General features: G+C 56.2%; 8 protein-coding genes. All 8 read right to left on the bottom strand.

Features of this window, described 5'->3' with window-relative positions; all coding sequences use genetic code 11:
• Window positions 1-47 precede the first annotated feature (47 nt).
• Window positions 48-1,118, bottom strand: a complete 1,071-nt coding sequence (locus ACXAFI_RS05955) for an AraC family transcriptional regulator (RefSeq protein ID WP_475108053.1) — start codon at window positions 1,116-1,118, stop codon at window positions 48-50.
• A 4-nt stretch (window positions 1,119-1,122) separates the two neighbouring features.
• A complete protein-coding gene (locus tag ACXAFI_RS05950) occupies window positions 1,123-1,323 on the bottom strand; it encodes a hypothetical protein (protein ID WP_152454125.1) in 201 nt (66 codons plus the stop codon).
• Window positions 1,324-1,660: 337 nt separating this feature from the next.
• The gene (locus tag ACXAFI_RS05945) at window positions 1,661-3,049 is read right to left on the bottom strand and encodes a class II fumarate hydratase (RefSeq protein WP_475108052.1); all 1,389 of its coding nucleotides are present in this window, start codon (window positions 3,047-3,049) and stop codon (window positions 1,661-1,663) included.
• A 58-nt stretch (window positions 3,050-3,107) separates the two neighbouring features.
• Complete coding sequence (locus tag ACXAFI_RS05940) at window positions 3,108-3,554, bottom strand: DUF4399 domain-containing protein (protein WP_475108051.1); 447 nt, start codon at window positions 3,552-3,554, stop codon at window positions 3,108-3,110.
• Between the two features lie 315 nt (window positions 3,555-3,869).
• Window positions 3,870-4,304, bottom strand: a complete 435-nt coding sequence (locus ACXAFI_RS05935; protein WP_152456343.1) for a hypothetical protein — start codon at window positions 4,302-4,304, stop codon at window positions 3,870-3,872.
• A gap of 212 nt (window positions 4,305-4,516) precedes the next feature.
• On the bottom strand, window positions 4,517-6,568 hold the full coding sequence (ligA, locus tag ACXAFI_RS05930) for an NAD-dependent DNA ligase LigA (RefSeq protein ID WP_475108050.1): 2,052 nt from the start codon (window positions 6,566-6,568) through the stop codon (window positions 4,517-4,519).
• A 171-nt stretch (window positions 6,569-6,739) separates the two neighbouring features.
• The gene (gene zipA / locus ACXAFI_RS05925) at window positions 6,740-7,774 is read right to left on the bottom strand and encodes a cell division protein ZipA (protein ID WP_475108049.1); all 1,035 of its coding nucleotides are present in this window, start codon (window positions 7,772-7,774) and stop codon (window positions 6,740-6,742) included.
• Window positions 7,775-7,797: 23 nt separating this feature from the next.
• Window positions 7,798-11,301 (bottom strand): chromosome segregation protein SMC, encoded by a 3,504-nt coding sequence (gene smc / locus ACXAFI_RS05920; RefSeq protein ID WP_475108048.1) that lies wholly within the window; start codon window positions 11,299-11,301, stop codon window positions 7,798-7,800.
• Between the last annotated feature and the right edge of the window lie 7 nt (window positions 11,302-11,308).

Raw genomic sequence — 11,308 nt, 5'->3', positions numbered from 1 at the left:
GCGGTGACAAATCGAGGCGGGAATTCGAAAAAATGTGACCAGCTCAGTCAAATATCCAGGCCGGCAGCGGCGCGGCCGCCACGGCGATACTCGCCTGGCGTAATCCCAGTCCACTTTTTAAAAGCGCGGAAAAAGGCGCTGGATTCATCGAACCCAAGCATCTCGGCAATTTGCCCATTAGACAGATCCGGGCAGCTCAGATAATGGAAGGCGGCTTCCATACGGCACTCATCTTTCAACTTCTGGTAGGAAGTGCCCTCTTGCTGCAGGCGGCGGCGCAAGGTTGTCACCGACATATTGAGTCGATCCGCCACAGCTTCGGCGGCGGGCATGGATTCACTCACATCCCGATTCAGGATGGTTTTAACCTTGGTTTTGATACTGTTGGCACTGCCGTCGCTGATCACCAGGTGATAGGGCGCTGTGCGAATAAAATCCTCCACCATCTGGGGGCTCTGCACCACCGGATAGTCGAGATAGCGCGCGTCGTATTCAAGTGCATTGAAGGGCTGCTCAAAAGACAGCTCGTCCGCTTCACTCTGAGCGAGGCTGCGGAACTCTTCCGGGCAGGGAAAAGAAAAATGTAAGCGCGCCAGCGGGATTTCACGCCCCGCCAGCCAGCAGTAAAAACGGTGCCAAACTGCCAAGGTGGTACGCACCACGCTGGGGCTTGTGGATGCCAGCAGCCGCTCAAACTCCCCCGCTTCCAGGGAGCTGATGCCGTGGATTTCCACTCGAACACGGCCGGCTTCATCCCCTTGTAATTCCGGCTTTACCTTAAAACCACGGCAGATTTCCATAAACTCGGCACAGAGCGTAATGGCTTGGCGCAAAGTTGCGCAATTGACCACCGCCATACACAACAAGCGGAAGGAGCCCGAGCGCACCCGCCCCCCGCTGAGCATGCCAAACCACTCATTTTGAGCCAGCCACATAACCCGTTGGTAAAGACGGCCGTATTTGATGGCCGAAAATGCGGCCACGCCCTCCAGCTCCTGCTCATCGATACCGACCGACTCAAGCAACTCCGCACGATCACAGCCGTGGCGAGTCGCCTCCTCCAGCAGTCGCTCCAGGTAGGCAATGGGTATACGAATGTCCTCTTCTGATGCCGCCATCTGTCTACTTTCGCCTGCGCAACCAGCTCAATACGGCCCCAAAACCCATCGCAGCTGCAATAATGACAAACAGCGCTGCCAGCAATAGGACCAGGTAATAAAGAACATCCTTGACAGGCAGGTCCCAGCTATAGATCGCCGCCGCAATAAATGCGACACAGGCGAGCACACTGGTAATAAAGGAGCGGCGACTTTTATTGGCCATGGTGATCTGGATACATTGATTTCAAAACAGGTGAGATAGCCACGTCTTGTGGCGCTACCATTATATTGTCAGTACCTTGGAGCCTCTGAAAGCCTCTCAGAAACATTACAAAATTAATCAAATGTTCCCTAGGTACCGACGCGGCGTCGAATCGTGAGGGATCGGCAGGTATCTGTCAACGCCGCAGGAGGCGCGAATGCCCAGAAGAATGCTGGAACCTGAAGATCAGGCCACCCTGCTGCGCCTCTTTCGCTGGATGATGCTCATGACATTGATTATTACCCTGATCCTGCTGGGCATCGGCATCTTTGCCTGATTTTCCTGATCTAAAGAAGGGCTATTCGCCCACTATCCCTCCCTTGGCCAAGTGTGCTGGGTCCAGCAGCTCCTCTAAAGCCTTACGGTCCAGATCGGTCATTTCCAGAGCCACATCCATCACTGGTCGACCACTTTTATAGGCCGCCTTGGCAATTTCTGCGGCTTTCAGATAGCCGATGACCGGATTCAGGGCGGTAACCAGGATGGGGTTACGCCCCAGGGTTTCCTCAATATGAGGGCGGTTTACAGTGAAACTCGCAATCGCCCGATCCGCCAGCAGCTGTGCGGCGTTGGCGAGTAAGTGGATACTCTCCAGCAATGTGCTGGCTACTAGAGGCAACATGACATTCAGCTGGAAGTTGCCACTCTGCCCAGCCACTGTGATTGTTGCGTCATTGCCCATCACCCTGGCTGCCACCATTGCGGCCGACTCGGCAATTACCGGATTCACCTTGCCGGGCATTATGCTGCTACCCGGCTGCAGCGCCTTAAGCTCAATTTCCTTGAGACCGGCCAGGGGACCGCTGTTCATCCAGCGCAGGTCATTGGCGATTTTCATCGTCGCCACAGCCAAGACCTTGAGCTGCCCAGACAGCTCCACGGAAGTATCCTGGCTGGAAATCGCTTCAAAAAAATTATCCGCAGGGCGGAATTGCTGGGAGGTGTGCGCACTCAACTTTTGCGCGAAAAGCTCGGCAAAGTCGGCGCGGGCATTGAGACCAGTGCCCACCGCCGTGCCCCCCTGGGCCAACTGGGCCAAGCGAGGCATACAACCGCGAATGCGTTCGCGACAGGCTTCCACTTGAGCAGCCCAACCACTGAGCTCTTGCGCCATAGTGATGGGAACGGCGTCCATCAAGTGGGTTCGCCCCGTTTTGACCACGTTTTCCAGTTCGGCGCTCTTATCGCATATTCCGGTATGAAGATTGCGCAGTGCCGGCAGCAGCTTGTCGCGCACTGCGAGCAGAGCCGATACATGTATCGCCGTGGGAACCACGTCATTACTGCTCTGGCTCATATTGACATGATCATTGGGACTGATGGACAGATCATTCCCCTCTGCGGCAAGGTGCGCCAGCACCTCGTTCACATTCATATTGGAACTGGTGCCGGAACCGGTTTGGTAAATGTCCACAGGAAAATGGTGCGCATATTCCTCATCACCAAGACGGTCACAGGCAGCGATTATCGCGGTTGCCCGCGCTTTATCGAGTAAACCCAGATCCCTGTTGGCCTCGGCCGCAGACTTTTTAATCAGCACTATGGCCTGGAGAAATTCAGTGGGCAGGGGCTTGCCACTGACTGGGAAATTCTCTACGGCGCGCTGAGTCTGAGCCCCATAAAGCGCCTCCTGTGGCACTTGAATTTCGCCGAGACTGTCCTTTTCAATGCGGTATTTGTCGCCCATTTATATCTCTCAGGGTGCACTCCTGTGCACCATTCAGAAAAGTGGAATTTGCCGGTGATTACTCGACGACTACAGTGATTTTCTTCGACACTATCGGGTTTTCATGCGGCACGTGCATGTAGTTACCCAGCACCAGTTGTAGCGTATGTTTGCCGGGCGGCAAGGTCACCTGGGTTTCTGTCTGCCCGCCACCGAAGTGGATAATTTTATCAGTCGCCGGCAGGGGCTTACTCAGATCAGGCATATCATCCACATCGATCAGCAGATGGTGATGGCCGGTGTTATCGCGCTGCACGCCCGCCGGAGCGACGCCCATACCAGACAGGCCAAACCTCACAGTGAATGTCTGCGGTACCTTCTCACCATCTTTCGGGGAGATAATGTAGAGCTTGGCTTCTTGTGGAGCCTTTTCCGCGGCTTCGGTCTTGCTGCCATGTTCTGCAGCCTGCAGCAGCGGCGACAACATCAAGGCACTGGCGAAAAGTAGAGAGTTCGCTTTGAACATAATATTTCCTTCCTGATAAGGCGCATGCAGCGCCAATTCTTATCATCTGGCTGAACAGCCCGCCAAACCCACATTCTGCGGTGGGATGGCAAACAGCACTTTACCAGACCAAAGTCCCACTGAAAGGGGGTTTCAGGGAATATAGTTGTCGAACTGGAACAGGGGCCCGAAATCTGTGACTGATGCCTCGCGAAAAGGCTGTCGCACAGGAAAAGGCGAAGAGAAGAAAACTATAAAGAAGCCTTAGAGAGTGCGGGAAGAATTGTGGGAGAGGATTAGTATGCAGGGGGCAGGAATCCCCAGGAGCGAGCCCTGCTAGACACTCACCCGCCCCTCCTGAGTCCACTCGCAGCGCACCTGCATATCACCGCTACCGGGCTCGTGGTAGAGACCCGCGGCCTCCCAGCTAAAGGAGTGCACCCCGGAGAGTTCGGTCTCTAAATGTACCGTGGCGGAAACCCAGTACATGCTCCTCAGCAATTCCTCAAACTTCTGAATCCACATATCCCATTCATACTCCACAGCACGGTAGGAGGCACCAAAATGGATGACATCCGTTTGGTATTGGGACTGCTTCATCTTAATGGTGGGAATGGAGAACATGTCGCGACAGAGGAAAGGCCACTCGTCTGCACTGGGTAGCGCCAATACTGCATTGCGATTGATACGACGGCGTTCGCTGCCGCCGGCAAGGCTATTACTGTCCTTGATACAACCGTAGACTATGGATTCCTGATCGCCCTGAAGCATTAATTCCATTCCTTACCACAGCGCCGCCGGACATCAGGTACCCAGGGCAAAAAAGATCTAGAAGATGCACTTTAACGGCGAAGCGACCAGAAAGCCATAACTCCACAGACGTTCATTAGCGTTGCCCTAAGCTTCGCCGATTTATTTATTCAGGGTTTGTGCGGTTTAACGGAAAGTGCGAGCACTGCTTCACAGTGCCCGCGTACCTAACGTTAAATTTCAAAGCCCCGCTGACGCAACATTTCCATCAGCCCCTCTTCATCCATCACCGGAATATCCAACTCCCGCGCTTTATTCAATTTTGAACCGGCACCGGGGCCCGCGACGACATGATGGGTTTTTGCAGAGACGCTACCGGCCACCTTGGCACCGAGACGCTGCAGGTAGTCTTTGGCCTCGCTGCGGGAAAGGGTTTCCAGCTTTCCGGTCAGCACCCAGGTCTGGCCCGCCAGGGGTTGTTCATCAACACCTGTTTCTTCCACCGCCCAATGCACACCGGCTTGGCGCAAGGCTTCTATCTCCTCCTGAGCGTGGGATTGCTGGAAGAACTCGGCAACAAAATGAGCAACAACAGGCCCCACATCTTCCACTTCTTGCAGCGCCTCTTCACTGGCCGCCATTAACGATTCAAGGGAGCCGAAGTGACGTGCCAGGTTACGCGCAGTCGCCTCTCCTACTTCGCGAATACCCAGGGCGTAAAGGAATTTAGGCAGGGTGGTATCTTTGCTGCGCTCCTGGGCATCAAGTAGGTTTTGTGCGGACTTTTGTCCCATGCGCTCGAGCCCGGCAACCTGTTCAAGATCCAGGTGATAGAGGCCGGAAACCGAGTGCAGCAGCCCCTCATCCACCAACTGCTCCACCAATTTGTCCCCCAGGCCATCGATATCCATCGCCTTGCGCGAAGCGAAGTGTTTGATCGCCTGCTTGCGCTGGGCGCTGCAAATCAAACCACCGCTACAACGTGCAACCGCCTCTCCGGGAGTGGACTCCACGGGCGAATCACACACCGGGCAGTGCGTTGGAAACTCGATGACACGGGCATCTTTCGGACGCTTGCTCTCCACAACCGAAACCACCTGTGGAATCACATCCCCAGCGCGGCGAATCACCACGGTATCGCCGATCATCACTCCGAGGCGCTGGATTTCATCGCGATTGTGCAAAGTGGCATTGGAGACAGTCACCCCGCCGACAAACACCGGTTTGAGACGGGCCACCGGGGTCACGGCACCGGTGCGCCCCACCTGAAACTCCACATCCAGAAGCTCGGTCATTTCTTCCTGTGCGGGAAATTTGTAGGCCATGGCCCAGCGCGGCGCCCTGGCGACAAAGCCCAAGCGGCGCTGCAGGGGAATGCTATTCACCTTAAACACAATGCCATCGATATCGTAGGGCAAGCCCTCGCGCTTCTCACCGAGTTCGCGGTGGTATTCGATGCAGGCCTGGATATCCGCTGCCACACGCATTTCGCTATTCACCCTAAACCCCCACTGCCCCAGCAGCTCGAGCGTTGCCAGATGTTCTTCCGGCAGAGAGGCCCCCTCGACTAGCCCAGTGCCATAGACACAAAGCTCAAGCGGGCGCTGCGCGGTAATGCGGGAATCGAGCTGCCTAAGACTACCCGCCGCCGCGTTGCGGGGGTTGACGAACAGCTTCTCCCCTGCGGCCGCAGCCTTGCGGTTTAACTCGGCGAAGCCGGCCTTGGGCATATAGATTTCACCACGCACTTCCAGCACAGCCGGGTAGTTTGCGATCCCCTCCCCTACACGCAAACGCAGCGGCACCGAGCCCACGGTGCGCACATTCTGGGTAATATCTTCACCGGTGGTGCCATCACCACGGGTCGCCGCACGCTCTAAAATGCCATCGCGGTAGAGCAGACTGATAGCGATACCATCCAGCTTGGGTTCACAGGCATATTCGATTGCGCCCTTGCTATTCAGGCGGTCTCTCACCCGGCGATCAAACTCCAGCAACTCCTCATCACTAAAGGCATTGTCCAGAGAAAGCATGGGCACTTCGTGGCGTACCTCAGTAAAAGAAGACAGTGGCTCTGCGCCGACCCGCTGGGTAGGTGAGTCCGGGCTCAGTAACTCCGGGTATTGCCGCTCTATATCCTGCAGCTCTCTCAGGCGGCGGTCGTACTCCGCATCGGGCAATTCGGGGTTATCCAACACATAATATTGATAGTTGGCCTTGAGGAGCAGCTCGTGCAGGGCCTGCACCCGCTCGCGCATCGACTGGGGAATGGTTTGATTGGTCATCGACTATTCGAGTGAAAATAAATCAGAAAAATGGAATTCCAATGCAACAACGGCCCCAGGCCGCGGTTGAGCCCGAGGGCTTTTCCGCGAGCTGGGGCCGCGCTGTTACAAAGTAAGAATTGTAAAAACTATACGAATAAAAACTATGCGAACTAATAGCGCTGCAGACTATCAGCCCTGCGCCTTATTCAGGGCGCGACGGCGCTGGTATTCCACTACGCGCTGGCGATAGTGCTCAGCGGTCTGGGCAGTGAAAACACTACGATTTTCATCCTTCAGCTCACCACCGAGTAGTTCGGCAATTTTATGGGCGGTCGAAAGCATCTGGTTGAAAGCCTTTATCGCCTCGCCTTCAACCGGTAGTGCTAGGAACATACTGACTCCCGGAGTGGCAAACTCTTCCATTTGCGCCAGGTCAAAAACGCCCGGTACAACAATATTGGCCAGGCTAAAAATCACAGCGCCATCGGCACCGCCATCCTCGTGGTAATGGAAGATATTCATCTCACCAAAACGCATACCCGAGGCCACCATTACCCGCAGAAGATCGTTACCCTCAAAGTAATCCCCCTCAGGGGCCATCACATTAATCACCAACACCTCATCGCGGGCCGAGCTTTTCTCTACAGAGGCGTCTTTGCTGGCCGACACACGCGTATCGGTTTCGCGGGATTGTGGCTCTGCCCTTTGGGACGTGGGCTCTACGCGCTCTTCGGTGAGCGCACTGAAGCTCTCGGACTCATCCAGCGCCGGCTCAAAGCGCTGCTCCTCGCCCACAGAATCCATCAACGTGGGAACCTGCTCCTCCAGATCCAGCACCCCTTGCTCATGGGCACTGCGTTGCGGCGTACTGCCAGCCAGAGGTTTACGTGAGGAAATAAAACTCTCCTGCACCTGGCGGTTCACATGCAGAGCATCTTCCATAGCGCGTCTCTGCACGACACGCACCTGGCCGGGCAACTCACTGGTTGCCGGTCGCGGCTTTGTCTCTTCCTGGGATTCATCGGAAAACTCACCCACTTCCGGTGGGCGAGCCTGCTCCTGCACAAGTGGGTCCACATGGCCCCCCACTTCGGATTGCATCGCTTTGGACATATTGCGCGATACCTTCACCGCGGCTTTTTGTCGCAAAATTGCGCGGCGTACACCATCCAGCACCACGACAAGCAGCACAATAACGAGGATCGTAACCAGCCAGTTATCCATTTAAACGCCCCTCCTTTTACGCCTTATGCAGAAGCCAGCTCAGCAGCTTCTTCCACATTCACCGACACCAGGCGAGATACACCCGGCTCATGCATGGTCACACCCAACAGCTGATCTGCCATCTCCATCGCAATCTTGTTGTGGGTAATATAGATGAACTGAACGTGTTCTGACATTTCTTTAACCATTCGTGCGTAGCGACCTACGTTAGCGTCATCGAGAGGAGCGTCCACTTCGTCCAACATACAGAAAGGTGCTGGATTCAAGCGGAAAATAGAGAATACCAGGGCGATTGCCGTCAACGCCTTCTCCCCACCGGAGAGCAGGTGAATCGTACTGTTGCGCTTGCCCGGTGGGCGCGCCATGATCGCGATCCCGGTATCGAGCAGGTCCTCGCCGGTCAGCTCCAGATAAGCGTTACCGCCTCCGAAAACTTTCGGGAAGAGTTCCTGCAAACCCGCATTGACCTGATCGAAGGTCTCCTTAAAGCGGCTTCTCGTCTCTTTGTCGATTTTCTTAATTGCATTTTCCAGAGTCTCCAGCGCATCCATCAGGTCACCATACTGGCGATCCAGATAATGTTTACGCTCAGACTCCTGTTTGTATTCATCAATAGCAGCGAGGTTGATCGGGCCCAGGCGTGAGATACGCGCGGCCACCAACTCCAGATCTTCCTGCACCTGGGCAATCGTCAAATCCCCAGGCAGTAGCTCGAGCAGCTGATCCAAATCCTGTTCGTCTTCACGCAGCTGTTCTACCAGGCCATTGCGCTGTACTTCGAGAGTTTGTGCGGAGAGGCGCTCCTGCTCCAACTGGGCGCGCACGCCCTGTAAAGCCGCCTCAACTTTATGCCGCTCCTGCTCCTGCTCACGCAGGCCGGTCTCCACCTCTTCGAGCTTTTTACGCGCTTCTGCCAGCTCAGCTTCCACCTCGATACGCTCACCCAGCTTCTCCTCCAGCTCCATCTGGAAATCCTGGGAGGGGTCTTGGGTTTCAGCCATCTGTTCCTGCAGCTGGGCGCGGCGGCTGCGCAAGCGCTCCAATTGCTCGCTCATCACCTGCAATGTGCGCTCCAGAGAAACCATCTGGGTGCGTACCGATTGCTCGCGCATCGCCAGCTCGTGAGCGCGATCCTTGTCTTCGCGGGCACGCTGCCTGGCGGCATCCAGAGCTTCGCGCAGGGCCTCGCGGCGCTCCATAAGCATTTCACGACGATCGGTGTCATCGCTCATGGCCTCCACGGCTTCCTGCAACATCAGGCGCGCCTCGGAAAGTGACTCGCCCTCAATCTCCTGCTGCTCGCGCACCTCGGCGATTTCCTGCTCGATACGATGGCGACGCTCGCTCATCTGTTCCGCGCGGGCGCGGCGGGCGGAGAGCTGACTGCGCAATTCGGCCTCACGACGCCCGAGCTGCTCGGAATCGTTGCGGGCCTGTTCAATCGCCCGCTCAACGCCGGTAACTTGCTCGCGCAAAGATTCACGCTGCTCACTGCACTGTTCAATCTGCTCTTCGCACAGAGATATCTCTGCGGACAGCGCTTCCAGATCCTGCTTGCGGGCGAGCACCCCGGTCTCAGCATCACTGGCACGGCTCACTCGCAACCAGTTCGGACCAAGCCAAAGCCCATCGCGAGTCACTATGGATTCATGGGGTTGCAGGCCAGCGCGCTGTGTCAGCGCTTCATTAAGAGTGTCCGCGGTATAGATTCCGGCCAGCAAACCGGTGAGAGACGACGGCCCCTGTACAACGCTCGCCAAAGTGGGTAGCTGCCCAGCGGCTGCTGCCCCCACCGCAGTGCCATCGATAAAGACGGCCTGACCACTTTGCAGTTGCTCCAGGCCCTCGGTCAGACTTTCCAACTGCTCAACACAGACCGCCTGTAACTGCTGGCCGAGTACGGTTTCCACCGCAGTTTCCCAGCCTGCTTGCGCCTGGATTTGGTCGGCTAGACGCGGGCGATCACTCAGGGATTGCTGCTGCAACCAATTTTCCACCGCCTTGCCCTGCCCCAGCGCAGCCTGTTGCAGCGCCTCAAGGGAAGCCTGACGGCCCCGGCTGGTTTGCAACTGCAGGCGCAGCTGGTCCAATTCGGTCGCCAGCTCCCGCTCGCGATTGCGCAGTTCCTGCAGGGATTCTGTGCGCTCGGCAGTTTCCTCGCGACGCTCCTGTACCTGCATCTCCAGCTCGGCGAGCTGCTCATTCAACTGCAGGGTTTCCTCGTCATCCTCGGAAACTTGTAGGCCAGCCTGTTCTGCTATGAGCTTGTTAATACGCTCCAGCAGTCGCTGTCCGGATGTCTCCAGATGCTGGATGCGGGACTGCTGCACCTCGGCTTTCTGGCGAGAGCCGGAAGCCCCCTGATTAAACTGGTCCCACTCATTTTGCCAGTTGCGCATCTGCTCTTCGGCTTCGAGCAGGCCGGTGGCGGAATCCTCCTCCGCGGCGAGCACCATCTCCAGATCTGGAACGATCACTTCCAGCTCTTCTTCGAACTGGGCTGCCTTCTCGCGATCCACTTCCAAGTTGGTCTCTGCTTCGCGGAATTCCTGCTCGGTCTGGGCTAAATCAGAGTGCAGGCGCGTGGAGCGCTCGCGGGCATGGGCAATACTCTGTTCCAGGCGGGCAATGTCCGCGCCCACAGCATAGAAGCGCCCCTGTACCTCATTAAAACCATCGGATAACTCGTGATAGCCAACGCGCTTTTGCTCGATGCCGGTATCGCAGTTCACCTGCCGGGTTACCAACTCCTCAACGGTGAGTTCCAGTTCGCCAATTTGTTGCTGTTTGGCCACGGCCTGTTCATTGAGTTCGCGGTATTTCAGGGCCTGTAAATTTGCCTTGTGACTGCGCTCTTCCTCTTTAAAGCGGCTGTATTTTTCTGCCGCGGCGGATTGGCGCTCCAAGCGCGACAATTGCCGATCCAGTTCATCGCGGATATCGGTGAGGCGCTCCAGGTTTTCCGAGGTACGGCGCATGCGGTTTTCCGTATCGCGGCGACGCTCCTTGTATTTGGAAATGCCGGCGGCCTCTTCGATATAAACCCTGAGCTCCTCAGGCTTGGCCTCGATCAACTTGGAAATCATGCCCTGCTCGATAATCGCGTAGCTGCGCGGACCGAGACCGGTCCCCAGGAACAGATCGGTTACATCGCGGCGGCGGCACTTCTCCCCGTTCAGGTAGTAGTTATTCTGCCCTTCTCGGGTAACTTTGCGCTTTACAGAGACTTCGGAGAAAGCGGCGTAGGCGCCGGTCAATTTGCCAGCGGAGTTATCGAATACCAGTTCAATAGAGGCTTGGCCAACAGGCTTGCGGCCACTAGAGCCATTGAAGATAACGTCTGTCATAGAATCGCCGCGCAGGTTTTTCGCGGACGATTCCCCCATTACCCAACGCACAGCATCGATCGTATTCGACTTGCCGCAGCCGTTAGGGCCAACCACCGAGTTGAGGTTTGTTGGGAAATAAACAGTGGTGGGGTCAACAAAGGATTTGAAACCCGCAAGCTTGATGCACTTCAGACGCATGTATTCT

The sequence above is a fragment of the Microbulbifer sp. ABH2_005 genome (genome assembly GCF_056160005.1).
The sequence above is the reverse complement of the archived record's forward strand: the minus strand, read 5'-3'. Positions and strand labels throughout refer to the sequence as shown.